The organism is Myxococcus sp. CA033, from assembly GCF_013336625.1.
Classification (GTDB): domain Bacteria; phylum Myxococcota; class Myxococcia; order Myxococcales; family Myxococcaceae; genus Myxococcus; species Myxococcus llanfairpwllgwyngyllgogerychwyrndrobwllllantysiliogogogochensis.
On the sequence record NZ_JABUMU010000003.1, the window covers coordinates 427838 to 448431 of the forward strand.

At 71.2% G+C, this 20594-nt stretch carries 15 protein-coding genes; 7 read left to right on the plus strand and 8 right to left on the minus strand.

Features of this window, described 5'->3' with window-relative positions:
• Positions 1–4: 4 nt before the first annotated feature.
• Positions 5–934 (minus strand): DnaJ domain-containing protein, encoded by a 930-nt coding sequence (locus HUA78_RS12040; RefSeq protein WP_174457465.1) that lies wholly within the window; start codon positions 932–934, stop codon positions 5–7.
• Between the two features lie 138 nt (positions 935–1072).
• Here HUA78_RS12040 and HUA78_RS12045 point away from each other — a divergent pair, with 138 nt between their 5' ends.
• The 3 genes from HUA78_RS12045 to HUA78_RS12055 all read left to right on the plus strand — a co-directional run bounded on the left by HUA78_RS12045 (position 1073) and on the right by HUA78_RS12055 (position 6168).
• Complete coding sequence (locus tag HUA78_RS12045; RefSeq protein WP_174476310.1) at positions 1073–3715, plus strand: M1 family aminopeptidase; 2643 nt, start codon at positions 1073–1075, stop codon at positions 3713–3715.
• A 187-nt stretch (positions 3716–3902) separates the two neighbouring features.
• The gene (locus HUA78_RS12050) at positions 3903–5846 is read left to right on the plus strand and encodes a PAS domain-containing protein (RefSeq protein WP_174457467.1); all 1944 of its coding nucleotides are present in this window, start codon (positions 3903–3905) and stop codon (positions 5844–5846) included.
• Positions 5847–6000: 154 nt separating this feature from the next.
• Positions 6001–6168: a hypothetical protein gene (locus HUA78_RS12055; protein ID WP_174457468.1), complete on the plus strand. Its 168-nt coding sequence runs from the start codon at positions 6001–6003 to the stop codon at positions 6166–6168.
• Here HUA78_RS12055 and HUA78_RS12060 read toward each other — a convergent pair.
• From HUA78_RS12060 to HUA78_RS12075, 4 genes are all read right to left on the minus strand, one after another.
• Complete coding sequence (locus HUA78_RS12060; RefSeq protein ID WP_174457469.1) at positions 6162–6764, minus strand: hypothetical protein; 603 nt, start codon at positions 6762–6764, stop codon at positions 6162–6164. The genes HUA78_RS12055 and HUA78_RS12060 overlap by 7 nt on opposite strands.
• Before the next feature lie 105 nt (positions 6765–6869).
• A complete protein-coding gene (locus HUA78_RS12065) occupies positions 6870–9851 on the minus strand; it encodes a CHAT domain-containing protein (RefSeq protein ID WP_174476311.1) in 2982 nt (993 codons plus the stop codon).
• On the minus strand, positions 9848–10405 hold the full coding sequence (locus HUA78_RS12070) for an RNA polymerase sigma factor (protein ID WP_246137869.1): 558 nt from the start codon (positions 10403–10405) through the stop codon (positions 9848–9850). The genes HUA78_RS12065 and HUA78_RS12070 overlap by 4 nt, the downstream gene beginning before the upstream one ends.
• A 199-nt stretch (positions 10406–10604) precedes the next feature.
• On the minus strand, positions 10605–11162 hold the full coding sequence (locus HUA78_RS12075; RefSeq protein ID WP_141649192.1) for a TspO/MBR family protein: 558 nt from the start codon (positions 11160–11162) through the stop codon (positions 10605–10607).
• A gap of 125 nt (positions 11163–11287) precedes the next feature.
• Between HUA78_RS12075 and HUA78_RS12080 the strand changes: the two genes are divergently transcribed.
• From HUA78_RS12080 to HUA78_RS12095, 4 genes are all read left to right on the plus strand, one after another.
• Positions 11288–11878 carry a DUF924 family protein gene (locus HUA78_RS12080; protein ID WP_174457471.1) on the plus strand — a complete coding sequence of 197 codons (591 nt, stop codon included), beginning with the start codon at positions 11288–11290 and terminating at the stop codon, positions 11876–11878.
• A gap of 250 nt (positions 11879–12128) precedes the next feature.
• Entirely contained in the window at positions 12129–14585 is a 2457-nt protein-coding gene (locus HUA78_RS12085) for a CHASE2 domain-containing protein (protein WP_174476313.1), read from the plus strand.
• A 20-nt stretch (positions 14586–14605) separates the two neighbouring features.
• The gene (locus HUA78_RS12090; protein ID WP_174476314.1) at positions 14606–15196 is read left to right on the plus strand and encodes an SH3 domain-containing protein; all 591 of its coding nucleotides are present in this window, start codon (positions 14606–14608) and stop codon (positions 15194–15196) included.
• The gene (locus tag HUA78_RS12095; RefSeq protein WP_174457474.1) at positions 15196–16191 is read left to right on the plus strand and encodes a M48 family metalloprotease; all 996 of its coding nucleotides are present in this window, start codon (positions 15196–15198) and stop codon (positions 16189–16191) included. The genes HUA78_RS12090 and HUA78_RS12095 overlap by 1 nt, the downstream gene beginning before the upstream one ends.
• Positions 16192–16238: 47 nt before the next feature.
• On the opposite strand, the gene HUA78_RS12100 is transcribed toward HUA78_RS12095, so the two are convergent.
• From HUA78_RS12100 to HUA78_RS12110, 3 genes are read right to left on the minus strand one after another with little or no spacing between them, the layout of a single operon-like run.
• Positions 16239–17456, minus strand: coding sequence for an extensin-like protein (locus HUA78_RS12100; protein ID WP_174459978.1), 1218 nt, complete (start codon positions 17454–17456; stop codon positions 16239–16241).
• Between the two features lie 8 nt (positions 17457–17464).
• Positions 17465–18424, minus strand: a complete 960-nt coding sequence (locus HUA78_RS12105; protein WP_141643416.1) for a ParA family protein — start codon at positions 18422–18424, stop codon at positions 17465–17467.
• Between the two features lie 40 nt (positions 18425–18464).
• Positions 18465–20570, minus strand: a complete 2106-nt coding sequence (locus HUA78_RS12110) for a HEAT repeat domain-containing protein (RefSeq protein ID WP_174457476.1) — start codon at positions 20568–20570, stop codon at positions 18465–18467.
• Between the last annotated feature and the right edge of the window lie 24 nt (positions 20571–20594).

The following is a 20594-nucleotide window of genomic DNA, read 5'->3' on the forward strand; positions in this document are numbered from 1 at the left end:
CCGCTCACGTCCCCGACTTGAGCTCGTCCTCCACCTCTTCCCACGCCTCCAGGATTTCGCGCGTGCGGCGCTCCGCCAGCTCCTGGAACTCGGGCGCCAGGTGCGCCACCTTGTCCGGGTGGTAGCCGGCGATGAGCGCGCGAAACGCCTTGCGCGCCTCATCCAGCGACATGTCGCGCGCGAGCCCCAGCACCGCCCAGGCGTCCTTCCGCGCGGGCATGCGGAGCGGTGCGCGGGTGCCTCGCGGCGGAGTCGCCTCCGAGTCCGCCGCATGAGTCTCCCGCGTGTCCTGGCCCGATGCATCATCCCAGGGCCTCGACGGCTCCGAGGCGGCGGCCTGCTCGGGTCTGACGCGCCGGCTCCCTCCTGGAACGCGCGAGCCCTCGCCACCCGCGCGGCGGCGCCAGCCCTCCTCGTCCGGCGGGGGCCCTGACGCCTCCGAGGCGCCGGTGCTCGCCGGGCGACGAGGGGACCTGGGCGCGCGCTCCGGCCGCTTCGTGCCGGGCTTCCGCGCCGGGTCCGGCGCGGGGACGCGGGAGGTGAGCTGGCTGAGCGCGTCCTCCAGGAACCACAGGTCGCTGGCGGGCAGGCCGTGCTTGCGCACCACCTTGCGCGGCCGTCCGTCCTCCAGCAGGAGGTAGCCGCTGGTGACTGCGTACGCGTCGTCCCGACTCTCCGGGTAGAGCCGGTCGCCCAAATCCCCCAGCGGGTCCCTCCACATGCCGTCCGCGGTGCCCTCGTCCGCCACCAGCACCTGCGTCAGCACGCGGCCATGGAGGAACTCCAGGGTGGCGAAGGGCTCGCGCGCCTCTGGCGAGCGCATGGCCGGCCCATGACGCACCCCGGTCACGAGCAACAACCCTCGCGTCCCATCCACATGGGCGAAGAGCTGCTCGCGCACCTGCTTGTCGGAGAAGAAGAGGACGAACTGCACGGTGGACAACGTAGTCCGAAGCGCCCCCACCCGGCAGATGATACGTCCGGTGCCCCCGCGCGAGGGTGCAGGGAGAGACAGTGCGACGAAACATCGTCTCGACGGTGGCTCGCGCTTGGGAAAGAGTCCTCCCTGCTTATGCGCTGCTGCCACCGTCACTCCTCCGAGCCCGCCCTCCCTCAGTCCCGCGCCTTTGGCCTGCCTGGCGCCACCGAGCACTACGCCGCGGAGCGGCCCGTCCGCGCCGAGCACGTCCGCATCGAGTTGGAGCTCGACTTCGAGCAAGGCCGCGTCACGGGCGTCTGCACCACCCGCGTCTCCGCCGTCCGCTCGCTGTCCACCCTCACCTTCGACGCCGTGGACCTGGACGTCTCGCGCGTCCTCGTCGACGGGCGCCCCGCCCGCTTCTCCAACTCCGGGACACATGTCCGCGTGGACCTGCCCTCGCCCCTGGAGCCCGGTCACGCCGCGGAGGTCGCCGTCCACTACGCCGCCCGTCCGCGCCGGGGCCTGTACTTCTGGGGACCCGAGGCCGCCTATCCGGACCGGCCCCGTCAGGCGTGGACTCAGAACCAGGACACCGACGCGCGCTGCTGGTTCCCCTGTCTGGACACGCCCGCGCAGAAGGCCACCTCGGAGCTCATCGCCACCTTCCCCGAGGGCCTCACCGCGCTGTCCAACGGCGTGCTCGTGAGTGACAGCGTCCAGGACGGCCGCCGCACGCAGCACTACCGGATGGAGCAGCCGCACGCGCCCTACCTCGTCACGCTCGCAGTGGGCGACTTCGAGGAGCTCACCGACACGTCGGGCACCGTGCCGCTGCGCTACCTCTTCCCGCGCGGCCGGCGCGAGGACGCGCTGCGCTGCGTGCGCCGCACTCCGGAGATGATTCGCGTGTTCCAGGAGGCCACCGGCGAGCCCTACCCCTGGAGCGGCTACGCGCAGGTGTTCCTCACCGAATTCATCTTCGGCGGCATGGAGAACACCACCGCCACCAGCCTCACCGACTCCGTCCTCCACGACGCGCGCGCCCACGCCGACTACAACGCGGAGCCCCTCATCTCCCACGAGCTGGCGCACCAGTGGTTCGGCGACCTGCTCACCTGCCGCGACTGGCCCCACGGCTGGCTCAACGAGGGCTTCGCCACCTGGTTCGAGGTGTTGTGGAAGGAGCGCGCCGACGGACAGGACGAGGCCGACCAGCACCGCCTCGCGGACCTGGACGCGTACCTGGGCGAGGTGAAGGAGCGCTACGCGCGCCCCATCGTCTCGCGCCGCTTCCACGCGCCTCTCGATGTCTTCGACCGGCACCTTTATGAGAAAGGCGGCCTGGTCCTCCACGAGCTGCGCCGCCGCCTGGGTGATGCCCTGTTCTTCCAGGGGATGCGCCACTACGTCTCCCGCCACCGCCATGGCTCGGTGGAGACGGTGGACCTGTCGCGCGCCTTCGAGCAGGCCACCGGCCACAACCTGGACGCCTTCTTCGACCAGTACGTCTTCGCGCCCGGCCACCCGGAGCTCAAGGTGGAGGTGCGCTACGAGGCGGAGGACCGCCGCCTGCGCCTCAAGGTGCGGCAGACGCAGCGCACCGACGCCGGCACGCCCCTGTTCCGCCTGCCGCTGGACGTCCTCGTCACCACCGACGGCCAGGACACCTCGCACCGGCTGGAGGTGACGGACGCGGAGCACTTCTTCCACCTGCCCTGCCCCACCGCGCCCACGCAGGTGCGCGTGGACCCGCGTCGCGACGTGCTCGGCACGCTGGAGGTCGACAAGTCCGGGGGCCTCTGGCTGGAGGAACTGCGCGCCGCGCCGGAGTCGCGCGCTCGCACCGAGGCCGCGCACGCCCTGGGCCGGGACGGAGGCTTCCGCGCCGTGGAGGCGCTGGGCACCGCCCTCACCGACACGCGCCTGTTCTGGGGCACCCGCGCCGCGAGCGCCAGGGCCCTGGGCCGCATCCGCACACCCGAGGCCCGCGCGCGCCTGCTCCTGGCCCTGCGCGCCGAGCACCCCCGCGTGCGCCGCGCCGTGGTCGCCGCGCTGGGCGAGTTCCGCCGCGACGCGGAGGTCATCGCGCTCCTTCGCGCCCTCCTGCAATCTGGAGACACCAGCTACTTCGTGGAGGCAGAGGCCGCGCGCAGCTACGGCAAGCTGCGAGCCGCGGACGCGCTGACGGTGCTGGAGACGGCCGCCACGCGCGCGTCCTTCCAGGACGTCATCGCCGTGGGCGCCATGGACGGGCTCGCCGAGTCGCAGGACCCCGCCGCCTTCCCGCTGGTGGAGGCTCGCACCGCGTACGGCCAGCCCGCCTTCCTGCGCCGCGCCGCCACCCAGGCCGTGGCGAAGCTGGCGGAAGTCGCTGGCCGACAGCGCGAGGCCGTGGACCTGCTCACGGAGCTGCTCCGGGATTCGATGTTCCGCGTGCAGATGGGCGTCTTCGAGGCCGCGCGGACGCTCGGAGACCGGCGCATCGTCTCCGCCCTGGAGAGCACGCCCCTGAGTGATGCCCGCGCCCGGCGCGCCGCCCGGGAGACGGTGCGCTCGCTGCGCGAGGGTGAGCCCCAGGCACGGGAGCTGGCCTCGCTGCGCGAGGAGGTGGACGCGCTGAAGGACGTGACGCGCGCGCTGAGGGAGCGGCTCGAGGTGCTCTCACCCACGCGTCCCGCGCCGCTGCCCTCGTCGCCGAAGAGCGCGAAGAAGAAGGCCCCGAAGGCCCGGAGCAAGCAGGCTCCGGCGCGCAAGAAGGCGGGCAAGCCCGGAGCCGGCGGCCGCCGACGCTAGGCGCCTTCGCGCGGCCGGCCGCCCGGCACACGAACGTGCCGGCTTCGCGACGTCCGGGAACGCGGGCCGACGCGCCCGCTGCCGCCGATGGCTACCTCTAGGCCAGGGGGACGGAAATCCCTCGCGAGTCACGTCGTGGGCGCCAGCGGTCGCTCAGGGCCGGCCGACGCGGAGCCCAGGGGAGAACATGGCCGGAGCCAACGCCGAGCTCAGCGCCTGGCTGGATGCCGCCGTCGACCCGCTGGTCGCCTGCGACGCGAGTGAGCGGGTGTGCTTCCTCAACCGCGCGGCCGAGCGGCTGTTCGCCTGGAAGCGCGAGGACCTCCAGGGGCAGCCCGTCTCCCAACTCTTCCCGGAGCGCATGCGGCGCCATGAAGGCCAGAGCCTGGTGCGCTACCTGCTGTCGCGCGGGGACGCCCTGGAAGGTCGCCCCACACGGGTCTTCGCGAGCCGTCGCGACGGCGTGGAAATCCTGGTGGAGCTCACCGTGGGCACGTCGGGCCAGGGTGACGACGAGCGCATCGTCCTCAGCCTCCGACGCCTGCACGAGGTCATCGACACCTTGCGTGAGCCGCTGGAGCACCCTCGCCACGCAGGGGCGGCGAGGCTCGTCGAAACACGGGCCCGGGGGGAAGACCTCTACCGGCTGGTGGTGGAGAACGCGCCATTGGGCATCTTCCACTACGACACCTCACCCGTCATCACCGCCTGCAACGAGCGCTTCGTCACCATCCTCGGCGCCACCAAGCGCATCATCGTGGGACTGAACCTCCTGTCGCTGCGCGACGAGGGGATGATGCGCTGCGTGCGCGAGACGCTCGCGGGCCGGAGCGCGGACTACGAGGGCGACTACGTCTCCGTCACCGGCCACAAGGTGACGCCCGTCCACGTGCGCTTCGCGCCTTGCTACAACGACGCGGGCGCCGTCGAGGGCGGGGTGGGCATCGTCGAGGACGTCTCCCAGCGGCGGTTCGCGGAGCGGGAGCGCGACGAGAGCCTGGCGCTGCTCACCATGCTCTTCGACAGCGCCCCCGTGGGCCTGGGCTTCGTGGACGCGCGGCTGCGCTACGTGCGCGTCAACGAGCGGCTTGCGCGCATCAACGGCAGGCCCGCCGAGGAACACCTGGGAAAGGACCCCCATCAGGTGCTCGGCCCGGGCGGGCCCGCTGTCGAGGAGATGCTGCGACGGGTGCTCGAAACGGGCGAGCCCGTGGTGGAGGAGGAAGTGGACACGAAGGTGATGGGCGTTCCCGGCCCACGGCGGCTGCTGGCGGGCAGTTGCTATCCGGTGCGCGCACCCGATGGGCGGACGCTGGGCGTGGGCGTGCTGGTGGAGGACATCACCCAACGCAAGCTCGCCGAGGAAGAGCGCGAGCGGCTGTATCACGAGGCCCAGCAAGCCATCCGCGTGCGCGACGACTTCCTGTCCATCGCCTCGCACGAGTTGAAGACACCCCTCACCCCGCTGAGCCTCCGGCTGGCCACCCTGGAGCGGAGGCTGGAGCGGGGAGAGAGCGTGGACCCCACCCTCCTGCGCCATGCGCGCCAGCACCTCCTGCGGATGACAGGGCTCATCAATGACTTGCTGGATGCCTCGCGCATCGAGGCCGGCCGGCTCGCGCTGCACCCGCAGGCCACGCGCATGGACAGCCTGGTGGAGCATGTCCTCCAGGCCATGGACGCGCAGCGCGGTGGCCACGAGCTGCGCTACCAGCGGCCCGAGAACGCCGTGCAGGTGTTCGCGGACCCGTACCGGTTGGAGCAGGTCATCTCCAACCTCGTGGAGAACGCCTTCAAGTACAGCCCCGACGGCGGCGTCATCCAGGTGACGTTGGAGACGCATGGAGAGCTGGCGCTGCTGTCGGTGAAGGACCCGGGCATCGGCATCCCCGAGGACCAGCAGAGGCTGCTCTTCGAGCGCTACTTCCGAGCCCGCAACGTCTCCTCCCGCTCGTATGGGGGGTTGGGCCTGGGCCTGTACATCAGCCGCGACATCGTCGAGCGCCACGGCGGTCGAATCTGGGTGGAGAGCCAGGTGGGCCAGGGGTCCACCTTCCACGTCGCCCTGCCCCTGCTCAGTGGCACCTCCGCCCACCCGCCCGCCACCCAGCCGGACCGGCACGTTCACTGAAGCTCCGCCACCCTCGCATCCGAAAGAACTACAGGCCCGCCTGTCCATCCCTTCGCATCCCAGGGCGCCAATCGCCTGGATTCGCGGGTCCCAGGCGCTGGCACGCGGGCTGCTCTACCGAGAGCCAGAGGATGAACCCGAGAGGAGCAGGCACATGACGACGGAAACGGCTGCTTGGACTCGCGACAATGACGGTTGGCTCGTGCGGGTGAAGGTGGGCGGGCGCATCCAGGAGGTCCGCTGCACCACGGAGGTGCAGGCGCGCTACATCGCGGGCGTGCTGGCCTTCAATCCGCCTCCCGCCTCGAAGCTGCGTCACTGAGCCAGGCCGAGAGGGCCCGTGGGCGGGCTGACCAGGTACGCGTCGAGGTGGTACCAGTTGTTGTACGCGACCTTCCACGCGCCCTCGTGGACACCGGGCAGGGGGATGAGGGGGCCACCAATCTGGCCGCTGGTGCCCCAGGTGAAGCCCATGTCCACGCCGGTGGACGTCTCCTGCACGGTGAGGTCCGTGGCGAGCTGGGTGTTGAACCGGCGAATCTCAGAATTGGTGCCGGACACCCAGAAGATGATGCGGTGGGCGCGCACGTCGAAACCGAACGCGTAGAAGGCGCCCGAGTTGCTCGGGTCCGTGACGATGACGGTGTGCGCGCTGAGCAGGTAGGGGCTGTGGGGATACAGCGGCGTGCCGGTGGGGATGCTCGACAGGGGCGTGGGCGCGGTGGGGATGGCGTACGGCGTCCCGGGAATGGTGCCCGGGCAGTAGTTGGACAGCGGCGGAGGAACGGGGAGCGCGTGCTGCTCGGTGGAGCCCAGGGCCGCGAGGTCCTCGGAGGCCGACACGTCGGAGGGGTCACCACCGCAGGCGGCGGTGGACAGCGAGAGGATGCAGAGCAGCGCGGAGCGGAGATTCTTCATGGTGTGTTCCTCGGTGTGAAGTGACACGTCGAGCGTCCACGGCCCTGGGGAGCCGAGGTCGCCTGTGTTGGTGTGGCGGTGGTGAAGTGAAGCGGTGAGGCCGGGCTATTCGAAGACGACGACTGTCTTCACCCAGCTGTCGGGCCGCGCGGACAGCTCGCGCAGGCGTTCATCCCGGAGCGCGGTGGCGGCGCTGGCGCCGGCGCGGATTCGCTCCATGACCCGCGCGAAGAAGGGCCCGGCTTCGGCGTCCGGGATGTCGATGGGTGAGGCGATGACGGCGCGCGCGCCCGCCTCCGCGAAGGCCACCGGAAGGCTCCACGGCGCGTGGAGGTACGGCGCCGTCCTCGCGGCCTGGCAGGCGCCAAGCAACACCACCGGCGCGCCCTTGAGCTTCTGCTTGCGCACCTCGCCCGCGGTGAGCGCGTAGCGGCCACCGGCCTCGGGCGCCATCACCAGCAGCGATGCATCCGACACGCCCAGGTTCACCAGGCCGTGCGCGTGAATCTCCACCTCGGTGGCCTCGGCCAGCTCGGCCAGCAGGCGCGACGGCGTGGCGGCCGCGCCCGTCAGCTCCACTCGGCGCGGAGACGGACCCCCCGACAGCTCCCAGCTGCGCAGCCGGGGCAGGCGCAGCGAGGCGGGGGCATCCACGTCGTAGACCACCAGCGGGCGCGGCGCGGACACACCAGGCGCCGTGGGCTTCCGGCCCGTGTCGTAGCTCCAGGCGAGCTCCGGCGGCAGCAGGCCCGCCTGACCGTGGACCGGATACCGCGCGAACACATGCACGTGCTCGCAGGGCTTCAGCGCGGAGGCCATCGCCGGAGGCACCAGCGCGGCGACGTCGAAGTCGGGCGAGCGGCGGCTCGCGTCCTGATGGCCGAGCAGCTCGCCCGCGGGGCCTCGCGCGGCGACGAGGGTGCGCTCGTCATGCACCTCCACGCCCAGCGCGCAGCGGGTGGGAGCGGCGACGCCCGTCTCTTCCGCGAAGAGGGTCAGCGCGCCCGCCCAGTCGCCGGTGGAGCCCGCATCCAGGATGAGGGACGAATAACTGTAGGCGCGGGCCTTGGCGGCCACCGGGTCCTGCGAGCCCAGGCGCGCGCCCTCGTCGATGGCCTTTCGCAGGAGCGCGCGGCCCGCCTCGCGGTCCGAGCCGATGACGGCGCGCCCCTCGATGTGCGTGGCGATGACCTTCTCGCCCGGACGCAGCCAGCCCGCGGCGTCCAGCTTCTTCAGACCCTCGCGCACCTGCTCCACGTCCCCGGGCTTCGGGTCCAGGCGAGCGAGGTCCGCCAGCACGAGGCCGCCGTTGAGGAAGAACGGCACGTCGCAGCTCGGCGCCTTCTGGAGTTCCTCGCGCGCGGCTTTCGGCTGGAGCGCGAAGACATGCAGGGACGCCAGGCTCTCGTGGACATGTCGCCGGGCGGAACAGCTCCTGTCACGCAGGGCCTGCTCGCCCAGATAGGCACGCGTCAGGGCGAAGGCGTTGCGGAAGCGCGCCAGGTCGCCCAGCACCAGCAGCAGGTCCGCCTGGAGCTTCCACTCCTGCGACTGGCGCGCCCACTGGAGGCCCGCCAGGGCGTGCTCGCGCGACTCCACCAGTCGGTGCTCGTCCTTGTAGATGTGCGCCAGCAGGTGCTCCAGTTGGCCGCAGCGGTAGTCCGCCTTCGCGCTCTCGCACGCCGACACCGCGCGCAGGAGCCGAGCCTCGGCGCCGGCCAGGTCGCCCCGGGCATACTCGGCCAGGGCGCGCTCGCGCTCCACGTTGAGCGTCAGCCACGCGTCGCCGAGCGACTTCGCCGCCTGCTCATACACGTCCAGGTGCGCCGGCAAGCCACCCGCCAGGGGCAGCAACCCCAGGAGGATGTCCTGGTGCGCGGACCCGGCGAACTCCTTCGCGAGCGGCGCCAGTCGCGCGCCATCGAACTTCCCCAACAGCACGTCGCGGAACCGGGCGGCCAGCGGCGCGCGGCGATGGAAGTCGAGGGTGGCCACGCGCTCGGCGTAGCGCGCCATCGTCTCCCCGCCGTAGTGCGCATCCAGCACCCGCGCGAGCGGCAGCAGGGCCCTCACGCGCTCGGCGGACGGGGCCGTCCACACCGCGATGTTGAACCAGTTGCGCGCCGTGCCCGGCACCGCGCGCGCCACCTCGTCGGGGAAGGGCGTGCCTTCCAAGGCCAGCACCCGGCCGGCCTGCTGCGCGGACTCCCACGCGCCCCGTCGCCCGTCGAGCTGACGCCGCAGCACCGCCGCGCGCTCCTTCGCCTCCTGCGCCCAGCCCACCTCACCGAGCAGCGCCACCGCGTCGAAGGCCTCCGCCGCCAGCGCGTCCAGCCCCAGCTCGTGCAGCACCAGCGCGCGGTTCCACAGCGCCTGCGGGTGCTGGGGGTGCTTCTCCAGGACGCCGTCCAGGAGGATGAGGGCCGACTCCAGCTCGCCCTTCGTCAGCGCCACCACCGCCCTGTCGCTGTCCACGTCCGGTGACGAGGACGCGCGTTGCAGGTAGTCCGCCGCCTGCTCGCGCTCGCCGCGCAGCAGGTGTCCCACCGCCAGGCCCTGCAGGTCGCCTTCGGCCTCCAGCTTCGCCAACATCTGGAGGGGCACCAGCTCCCGGGGGCGCTCGTCACCGGAGCGCAGCACGCCATAGGGCCGATGCGCGCTCGCGCCCACCCAGCTCAGTCGAGCCTCCATCGAGCGCGTCGGCGCCAGGGCGAGCAACTGCGTCTCGTCGCCCCCCGTGTTTCGGGTGCGCAGCACCACCACCGCGAAGACGGCGGCCAGCGAGCCGGACAGCGCGGCGGCGGCCACCCAGTTGCGACGGCGGCTCCACGCGGGACGGAAGGCCCTCACGGGCGCGGCCTCCACACGGGACGCAGGCGCCACGGCTCCACTCACGGCCGCCTTCGCGTCCACTTGCGCCAGCTGCCCCCCGAGCGCCTGGAGCTGGAGGATGTCGTCCAGGTCCGCCTGACACGTCTCGCACGTGCCCAGGTGCTCGCGGAACGCATCGGCCTCTTCCACGGACAGCTCGCCGTCCGCGAAGGCATGCACCTGGTCGTGGATGTCCATGGGCTCCGGAGCGCTCATGGCGTCTCCGCCTTGCCGGTGCCACCGGGCATCAACAGCTCCTTCAGCTTGCGGCGCGCGCGGATGAGGCGCGTGCCCACGGTGGCCTTGGGAATCCCCAGGCGCTCCGCGATTTCCTGGTAGGGGCGCCCCTCCAACGCATGGAGGCGGTACACCGTGGAGAACTCCTCGGGGATGCGCTCCAGGGCCTCGCGCAATTGCTCGGGACCAATGGCGGCCCACGCGGGCGCGGCCTCGGGCTCCGGCGCGGCGATGCGCTCCTCCAGCTCCTCCGCCGACACATCCGAGCGGCGCTCACGCGTCCGGGAACGACACCGGTCGATGAAGAGGTGATGGAGGATGGTGAAGAGCCACGCGCGCCCGTCCGTGCCGGGGCGGTAGCGGGCCAGGTTGCGCAGCCCGCGCTCGAAGGTGTCCTGGACCAGGTCCCTGGCGTCCGTCGCGTTTCCGCACAGTCGGAGCGCCGTGGCGTGCAACGCCGCCTCGTGCTCCCGGGCGAAGGCCGCGAACCAGCGGCTGTCCAGGGTCGGCGTTGAGAGGGGCCTGCTTTCCACGTGGGATGCAGGCTGGACCGTCCTGTCCGTGCCCGTCAAGCCCTGAGACCGTGCTCGGCGGGGGAGTGCGACGGGTATTTGCAGGGCGAAGGCATCCATGGCGGCTTGCCCCACTCAACGCCGCCCCCCCGCCATCTTCCCGAAGGAATTTCCGGGCGAATTCATCCGCCCCCATCGGGGCCCTCCAAGCGGACGGGCTTCAGGCCCCCGCCTGGGGATTGCGCCGGACGATTTCGCCATTGAGGACGTTGGCGAAGCCCACCCACGCCAGATACGGCGCCACCAGCCACGCGGCGGGCCGGTCCACCTCGCGCGTGGCGGCGATGTAGGCACCGATGCTGCCCAGCAGGGCCACGTTGTCCGCCAGGGCCTGTCGGGGCTGATGCCGACCGAAGAAGAGCCAGGACCACGCGGCATTCAGACCCAGTTGCACCCCCCACCATCCCAGCGCCCGGGAACGAGAGGGCCCCGCGGGCGCCGTCCACACCCGCCAGCCGGAGATGGCGATGAGGGCATAGAGCGCCGTCCACACGGGCGCGAAGGCCTTGGGCGAGGGCTGGAAGGGAGGCTTGCGCAGGTGTCGGTACCAGCGGGTGTCGGCGGAGCTGTGTCGTGCCCCCAGGACCGCCGCGCCCAGCGTGAGCGCACCAAAGGCGCCCAGCGCGATGACGGACTCGGTGCGCAGCGTGGGGTTGAGGGCGGCGCGCTTCACCGGCCCCGGAACGGTTCGCGTCGAGGGCTCCCACGGGGTGTGCATTGGACGTTCTCCCACGCGCGATGCGCGCCAGTGTTCGGTGCAAGGTGGTGATGGCCCGCATCGCCTGCCACCCCTGTTGACTGTTGGCGGGTGGGCGCTCTATCGAGCCTTTGGGGAGGAACGACATGGTGAGCGCGGAGGAAGTGCTCGACTTCTGGTTCGGTCAACCGGCGGACCCGGCTCGCAACCCGGCCTGCATTCGTCCTCGCGCCGCGTGGTTCCGGCGCGACGCGGCCTTCGACGCGGAGTCCCGGGACCGCTTCCTGGACGCCCACGAGCGCGCGGCGGCCGGGGAGCTGAGCGCCTGGCGGAATGAACCCCGCAGCAGCCTGGCCCTGGTGCTGCTCCTGGACCAGCTACCCCGCAACATCTTCCGGGGCACGCCGCGCGCGTTCGCCACGGATGCCATGGCGCGCTCGGTGGCGCGTCACGCGCTGGCGCGGGGCCTGGACCTCACGCTGCCCTCCGTGTGGCGCTGGTTCATCTACCTGCCCTTCGAACACAGCGAGGAGCTCTATGACCAGCGGCTGTCGGTCTCCCTCTTCGAGATGCTGACGCTGCATCATTCCGGCAGCCACGAACCGCTCGACTACGCGAAGCGCCACCTGGATGTCATCGCGCGCTTCGGACGCTTCCCGCACCGCAATGATGCGCTGGGCCGGCCGTCCACGCCCGAGGAGACGCGCTTCCTCCAGGAGCCGGGCTCGTCCTTCTGACGGGCGCCGCGCGCTCCCGACGGGCCCAAGGCCCTCACCTGGGCCCATGCCTGAAGACCGGCGCGAATAAGCCGGGCGCGCGTGCGTCCGACGCCGGGCGAGCACTCGTGGGCTCGTCATGTGCGCTCGTCACATGGATGTGAATTCAATGTATTCGTGATTTTATCAGCGTCCTTCCGGCCGGGGAGATGCCTGACGCGAGTGCGTGCTGGGTTAGTGTGACGACCCACGCACATCGCAAGAGGGGGCCGTGGCGGGAGAGACCTGGAAAATCATCCGGCTGCGCTGGCGCAACCACTGGCGGTTGATGCTGGGCGTGGCGGTGTTGTCCACCGCGCTGGCGGCGCTGGCGTGGCGCGGCGGCTGGCTGGACGACCTGGAGCGCGGCGCGTACGACCAGGCGCTCACCACGTTCACCGACGGGCGCGGGAAGTCTCCCCATGTGTCGGTGGTGGTCATCGACCAGTCGACGCTGGACGGCATCCGCGCCAACGAGCGCTATGCGCTCAACTTCGGCAGTTGGCCCTACAGCCGCAACCTGTGGGCCCGCGTGGTGGAGCAGTTGGAGGCGGAGGGCGCGCGCGCCGTCGTGTTCGACGCGGTGATGGACGAGCGCTCCTCCGACGAGTCCACGGACCTGGCCTTCGCCCAGATGCTGCGCGACACACGCATCCCGTTCTTCCTGGGCGTCTCCACCAACGCCAACGCGCAGCCATTGCCGCGCGCGGACTTCGACCAGGTCCCCGCCTCCCCGCTCGCGCCCCTCCCGGCCGCCCCCGTGGCTTCCACCGATGAGGCGCTTCCCCAGGAGGCGCTGCCGCCCGAGCGCGCCGAGGAGACGTTCCCGGACGAGGGCGGTGAAGAAGCCTTCCCCGAAGAAGGGGGCGCCGGGTTCGCGGACGCGCCGAAGGACAGCGCCGTCGCCTCCGTCACGCCCGAGCAGATGGCGCGCGCTCTCGCCTTCCCCGTGCGCACGCGGGGCTTCACCCTGGCGACCCTGGATGGTCGGGACGTCGATGGTGAGACGGCCGAGTCGACCGCCGGGAATCACGCCCACGCCCTGCGCCATCCCGTGCCTCCCATCCCCGTGCTCGTGGGCGCGGTGGATGGCTTCGGGTTGGTGGACACGGAGACGGACCCCGACGGTTTCATGCGCCGCACGCGCTTCGCGTACACGGACGGCGTCAACGCATACCCGACGCTGCCGGTGCGAGTAGCCGCGGGCCTGCTGGGCGTCAGTGAGGTGACGCTGTCCGGGCGCAAGCTGCGGCTGGGCAGTCGGACCTACGCCGTGGACACGGACGGTGGCGCGGCGATTGATTACGGCGGGGGCGAGCTGCACGAGCGCTTCCACACGGTGCCCTTGCTGGACGTGCTCGACGGCTGGGTGCACCGGGACAAGGGCCAGCCCTCGAAGCTTCCGTCGGAGGCGTTCCGGGGCAAGGTGGTGGTCATCGGCGGCACGGCGCTGGGACTCAGCGACATCAAGGCCACGTCCTTCCAGGCGGAGGTGCCCGGCGTCATGAAGCAGGCGGCGGTGCTGGAGACGCTGCTCGGCAACGGCCGCTTCATCACCCGGACGCCGCTGGCGGTGGACCTGTCGCTCACGCTGCTGGTGGCGCTGGTCTCCGTCGTATTGCTGATGACGACGCGCTGGACGCCGCTGGAAATCCTGTGGCCGGTGGCGCTGCTGCTGGGCATGTCCCTGGTGACGGGGCGCTTCCTGTCCTCGGGCACGCACGTGCTGACGGCGCTGCCGTCCATGGCGGGCCTGCTGGCCAGTGTCACGGCGGTGGCGTTCAACCACCTGGTGGCCAACCGGGAGACGGAGTTCGTTCGCGCCGCGTTCAGCCGCTTCATGGAGCCCAAGCTCGTGGAGCAGATGATTTCGGAGCGCAAGCTGCCGAGGCTCGACGGAGAGAACGTCGAAATCAGCGCCTTCTTCAGCGACATCCGAGGCTTCTCCACCTTCAGCGAGCGCTTCAAGGAGGACCCGCGCAGCCTGGTGCGCATCCTCAACACGTACCTGACGCGGGTGAGTGGCGTGCTGTTGAAGGAGGGCGGGTGCCTGGACAAGTACATCGGTGACGCCGTGGTGTGTCTGTTCGGCGCGCCCATGCGCCAGGACGACCATGCGGTGCGCGCGTGCCGGGGAGCGCTCGCGGCCAAGGCGGAGGTGGACCGGATGCGCGAGGAGTTCAGCGCCAAGGGCCTGCCGGATGTCTACACGCGCATCGGCGTCAACTCGGCGGTGAACTTCGTGGGCAACTTCGGCAGCGAGCAGCTCTTCAGCTACACGGCCATCGGCGACGGGATGAACCTGGCCGCGCGGTTGGAGGGTGCCAACAAGGCGTATGGCTCCGTCATCATGATTGGCCCGCGCACGTACGAGCTGGCGCGCGAGCACATCGAGGTGCGCGAGCTGGACCGCGTGCGGGTGGCCGGGAAGACGGAGGCCGTCACCGTGTACGAGTTGCTCTCGCTCAAGGGCGGCCTGGATGCGCGCAAGCGGGCGACGGTGGAGCGCTACCACGCGGCGCTGGCCGTGTATCGCGAGGCTCGCTTCGACGAGGCCGTGTCGATGCTGGAGGAGCTGGGGACAGAGGACCCAGACGACGGACCGACGAAGGCGTTGCTGGAGCGTTGTCACAAGTATGCGAAGGCGCCGCCGCCGGATTTCGACGGCGTGGCGAGCCTGGACAAGTGAGCGGGAAAGGAGTCGGAGCGATGACGATGAGAACGAGCGCGGCCGGGGTGGCCCTGATGCTGGCGCTGCTGGCACTGGGCCTTCCGAACCTCGCGTCGGCGGTGGCGGTGGGGGGCTCGCTGTACGTGAAGGCGAAGAACACACGGGTGATGGAGAGCCCCTCGCCCACGGCGAACGCGGTGGTCATCCTCCAGCCGGGTGAGCAGGTGAAGTGGGAGGGCGCGGACCCGAAGAACAAGCAGTGGCACAAGGTGAAGACGGCGGCGGGGAAGAAGGGCTTCGTCTTCCAGTCGAACCTGTCCACCACCGCGCCCAACATGGAGCTCGTCGTGGAGGACAAGGGCAAGCGCCAGGTGAACCCCGCGGGCTTCGTCGCCAGTGGCGCCGCGGTGAAGGCGCTCAGCCCCGGCGCCGTCGAGTACGGCAACAAGAAGGGCGGCGACCACAAGCAGGCGGTGGCGCAACTGCAGAGCCTGGAGAAGAAGGCCAAGGACGTCTCCACCGCTGACATCGCGAAGCACGTGAAGGACGCGGGGCTGTTCCCCGTCGTGGGCGCCGAGGCCACGGCGAAGTCGGGCGCGGCGAAGAGCAAGTCGAAGGGGGGCACGTGATGCGCGCGCATTGGCGGACGGTGGCGCTGGCGGGCCTGGGCCTCCTGGCCTCGTCGTGCAAGGGGGTGACATGGGCGCAGGTCGCCCAGAAGGCGGGGACGGTGGTGAACGACTCGGCGGCGGCGAAGAAGGAGCGCGCCTCCTGCGAGAAGCTGGACGTGGAGCCCACCGTGACGGAGGAGTACGCCATCGGCAGTGCCATGGCCATCCACTGGGTGCAGGGGGGTGGCGGGTTGATGGCCCCGACGGACGGCGCGAAGGGCACCGGGGTGCACGACCTCCACGAGTACCTCAACGTCGTGGGGAAGAACCTGGGTGCGCAGTCCGCGAGGCCCACGTTGGAGTGGACGTTCGGCGTGCTCAACGACGACAAGAACTTCAACGCCGTGTCCACGCCCGGTGCCTACGTCTTCGTCACCCGGAAGCTGCTGTCGGAGCTGGGCAACGAGAGCCAGCTCGCGGGCGTGCTCGCGCACGAGATTGCCCACGTCGTGCTCAAGCACTCCATCAAGCAGTACAACGCCGCCAAGGTGAGCCTCTGCAAGACGGCCGTCACGATGGAGGCCGGCATCCCAGGCTCCGGGGGGCTCATCGCCTCGACGGACAGCGGCGGCAACCTGGACCTGGATGGCGACTCGGCGCTGCTCGGCAGCCTGACGGAGAAGGTCATCGAGTTCGCGGAGAGCGGGAACGACAAGGAGCAGGAGTACGAGGCGGACCTGCTCGCCGCGAAGATGATGCTCTCCGCCGGTTATGACCCCGACGAGTACATCGTGCTGCTGCGCAAGACGACGGATGGCTCGCGCCTGGGCTCACGGCACCCGAACAAGGCGGACCGCGAGAAGCGACTGGTCGCGTTCCTCAACGGGCTCAAGTCCTCTCAGGGGGAGTTCGCGGAGCTGTCGTTGCAGGGACTGCACAGCCCGCCGCTCAAGCCGGAGCTGGTCGCCGCCCTGAAGAGCCCTTCGCGCGGCGTGGCGAAGGACGGGAAGTAGGGACCCTCTTGGGGCGCCCGAAAGGGGGCGCCCCGAGTAAAGCGACTTCAGCGCGCGACGGCCTGGCTCAGCGCGCGGTGCACGGACTCCAGGGCCTTGCGCGCCTCGAGCAGCTCGGCCCGCTCCGCGGTGAGCGAGGCCACCTGCTGGGCCAGCACGTCCCGCTCGCCCTGGAGCGCTTCCACCGCCCGGCGCAGCGAGGTCGACTCGTCCTTGGCGGACTCCAGCTCACCGGCGAGCCGCTCCTCCTCGGCGAGGCTGTCCACCAGGGCCTGCTTGCCGCGAGACACCGCCTCCTCGAGCGCCTCGTGCTCCTTCGCGGAGGCCTGGAGCGCCTGACGGTTCTCCTGGAGGGACAAGAGCGCCTCGTCGCGCTCACCTTCCAGCGCGGCCAGCTCCCGCTCCAGGTCCGCCAGCAGCTTCACGCGGCCTTCCATCTCGGAAGACAGCCGGCGCGCCTCGTCCATGCGCAGCCGGGCTTCCTCGGTGGCCTTCTCCGCCTGACGGCGCGCCACTTCCAGCTCCTGCGTGAGCGAGAGGTTGGCGGCCTTCACCTTCACCAGCTCCGCCTGGAGGTGGGTGATGCGCTCCACCGCGCGCTGACCCGCCTCGGCCACCGTGGCCGGGAGCGGCTCCGGACGCGGATTCTCGCGCACCGCCTTGAGGCGTGCCTTCAGTCGCTCGCGACGCGCTTCGGAGTCATCCACCGGCTCCTCACGCGGAGGCGCGGGCGTCTGCACCTCCATCTCCTGGGGCGGGGCTTCGACGCGGGCCACCGGCTCGGCGACCATCGCGGTGACATGGGGGAGCGAAGCGTGTGACGAGCCCTGCGTCATGGAGTGGGCCTCCTGAGAGTGCCCGGCCGCGAAGCCGTCCAGGTGGAACGCAACGGCGGGAGGAGCCGCGAAGGTGACAGGCACCTCGCCTGATTCGTCCTCGAAGCGCGCCGACTCCGGCTCCGGAGACGCATAGGTGACGGGCTCAGAGGCCTGCGAGGTGAACACCGGCTCCCGGGCGCGCGGCGCCTCCTGCGAGCCCAGCGCCACCTCCATCGCCTCGGCGGCGGTGGGGCGCGGGGCGCGGGCTCGCTCGATGCGGGCGCGGACCTCGGCGGACAGGTCCGCGGAAGGAGGCTCGGGCGGGGCCGAGGCGGCGGGCTCCTGCTCGGAGGGAGCGGACTCGCCCGGGTCGGCGACGCCGGTGAACGCGCCCAAGCGGAGGCGCGGCTTGGCGCGAGACACGTTCTGTTCGAAGGCTTTCTTCATGGCGAATCTCAGCCGGCCTGCTGGGTGCCCTTCTTCGGGGCGGCGGCGGCCGCGGCGACCAGTCGCGGCAGGACGTTGTCAATCATGGCCTGGATGTCGTTGGCGCCCTTCGACGTGGGGTCCGCGACGAAGACGGGGCGCCCCTCGCTGGAGGCCTGCGCGAACTTGGTGCATTGCCGGATGATGGTCGGCAGCAGGAACTCCGGGTAGTGCGTCTGGAGCGCTTCCAGCGCCTCCTTCGCCAGCTTGAAGGTGGCGTTGAAGGAGTTGACCACGATGAAGACGTGGTCGAGCACGTGGTTCAAATCCTCCTCCAGGCTCTGCACCGTTTCGAACAGCAGCTTGAGGCCGTGGAAGGAGAGGAAGTCCGCGAGCACGGGGACGAACAAGTCGTTCGCCGCCATCAGCGCGTTGAGGTTGAGCAGGCCGAAGGACGGGGGCGCGTCGAAGACGACGACGTCGTACTGGGCCTCCACGTCCTTGAGGGCGTTGCGCAGCTTGAACTCGCGGCCGGCCATGGGCATCAGCGAGAGGTCCATGGTGGACATGCTGAGGTTGGACGGGACGAAGTCCAGGTTGGGCAGGGAGGACTTCTGGATGACCTGGACCAGGGGCGTCTTGCGCACCAGCACGTCGAGCAGCGTCTTCTCGAACTCCTCGCCCTCGTAGCCCAGGCACTTGGTGGCGTGGCCCTGGCTGTCCAGGTCGATGAGGAGGACCGAGTAGCCCAGCTCCGCGATGCGCCACGCGTACGAGGTGGACAGGGACGTCTTGCCGGTGCCGCCCTTGAAGTTCAGGAACAGCTGCCGGCGGTGGCCAATCTTGTCCGGGAAGCGGTTGAGGGTGGTGCGCAGGTCCCAGACGTCGTCCGGGGTGTACACGTCCTTCCTCGCGTCCTCCGGAATGGCCTTCGGAGACACGCCGAGCATCTCGGCCACCTGCTTCGAGCTGTATGTCGGCGCTTCCATGAACGACCCTTCGAAAGACGTACGGGACGGATACCTTGCCTCAAGCGGCGAAGTATTTGTGTCCCCTTCGGACCACGGAGCCTCGGGCTGATAGCAGGGTGAGTGCTTCCTGGGCGAGTTCCACGGGGGCCCCCAGGGCGGTCGTCAGCTCGGCGAGCGAGCGTCCGCGCACCGCCACGCGGACCTCCATCAGCATCTGCGCACACAGGGCCTCGACGGGAGAAGCACCCGGGCGGCCCGAGGGGGGACGTGCTTCCGCGGCGCGCGGCGCGGGAGCGGCGGCGGGCACGGGCGCTGGAGCCCCCATGGCCACCAATGCCGCCTGCACGGGGGAAAGTCGAGGTGAACCCACGGGCCGGGCGGCCTGAGGCGCCACGACAGGCGGGGCCATCGGCTGCATGGGCGTACCCGCCGCCGACTGTCCCGGAGCGCGCTGACCCGACTGCGCGGTGGGGGACAGCGGCGCGGAAGGCGGAGGCCCACCGGCATGCATCGGAGCGCCCCCCTGCCCCACGAAGGCCGGTGCGGAGACCTGTCGCGCGCCTGCCGAGACCACGGCCTGCGGCGAAGCGGCGGAACCCGCGGCCTGCCGGGCGCCCGCCGCGACCACGGCCTGCGGCGAAGCGGAGGAACCCGCGACCTGCCGGGCGCCCACGGCCTGCGGCGAAGCGGCGGAGGCACCCGCGCCCTGCACCGCGCCCACGAAGGCCATCCCGTGTGAGGCGCCAGCGGGAGCCACGCCCGCGGAGGTCACCTGCGCGGAAGCCGCCACCTGCGCCGGAACAACCAGGGTCCGCGCGACCATCGGTCGAGCCGCATCCTCCAGCCGGGCGCGCACGGGCTTGACGGGCAGCGTCGCCAGCCGGCGAATCTCGCGGCGCCGGTGCGTATCATCGAGCGACACCACCGCGGACACATCGTGGCCCAGGATGCGCGACAGGCTCTGCGCCGCCGCCTTGCGCACGCGCGGCTCGCGGTCACCCAGCGCCTCCAGCAACAGCGTGCGAGCGTTCTCCCCGCTCCCAGCGCCCAGCGCGAGCGCCGCCAGCGAGCGCACCTCCGAGTCCGCGTCGTGGATGGCTTCCTCGCCCAGCCGCCGCGCCGTCTCACCCTCCAACCCCAGCGCCAGCAACGAGGCCCTGCGACGCACGGAGCGGTCCGGGTCCTTCATCGCCTGCGCCAGATGCGGCGCCGCGTCCCGAGGCGCCAGCGTCAGCAGCGCCTTGAGCGCCGCGATGCGCACCTCCGGCACCGGCGAGGCCAACAGCGGCGACACCACCTGCGCGCCCTCTTCCCGGCACAGCGCCGCGAACGCCTGGAGCAGCGCCACCTGCGCCGCCGAGTCCGTCTCCGCGTGCAGCGCACTGGCCAGCGCCGGAGCAGCGGCCGGCTGGGACAGCGCCTTCAGTCGCTCGGCGGCACGAATCCGCGCGGCGGCGTCCGGCGCCGACAGCTCGCGCACGGAGAACCCGAACAGCGACTCGTCCGTCGGGGCTCCCACGCGCTGTCCGGACAGCTCCGCCAACTGCGCCGGGCTGACGCCGAGCCGCCCCGCATGGAGGAAGCGCTGGGCCTCGCGAGCCACCGGAGACAGCCCCTCCAGCAAGGGCTCCAGCAACGCGGGCCGCGCCGGCGCGCTCGGAGCGGCGGCAGCGACAGCCTGTGCCTTGGCGGAGGCCTCGGAGAGCGGCACGGCGGGCCCGCGCATGGGCACCTTGACGAGCGTCGAGGCCACGCGGTCCGACTCCCCGCGCAGCAGCGCCTCGCTGCGAAGCTGGGAGATGAACGACGCCAGGTCGAACCCCAGGTCGTCGTCCTCGTCGTCGCCGTCCTTCGTCGACGTGCGCAACCGACTGGCGTTCAGCAACCGGTCCATGAGCTGGTCGCGCTCGCCCCGCAGCGCCTGCGTGAGCCGCACGGACTCCTCGCGCTCCGCCTGGAACCGCCCGGCGCGGACCTCCAGCTCCGCCACCTCACGGCGCAGCTCCAGCTCCCGCTGATGCGTCTCCGTCAGCTCACGCTTGAGGTGCTCCATCTCCTCGCGCGTCGAGCCCAGCTCGCTGAGCAACTGCTCCGCGCGCGCCTCGAAGTAGACAATTTTCTCGAGTGCGCTCTTGAGCAGCGCGTCCGGACGCTCGTCGCTCACGACCTCAACGGCCCTCCCCGCGAG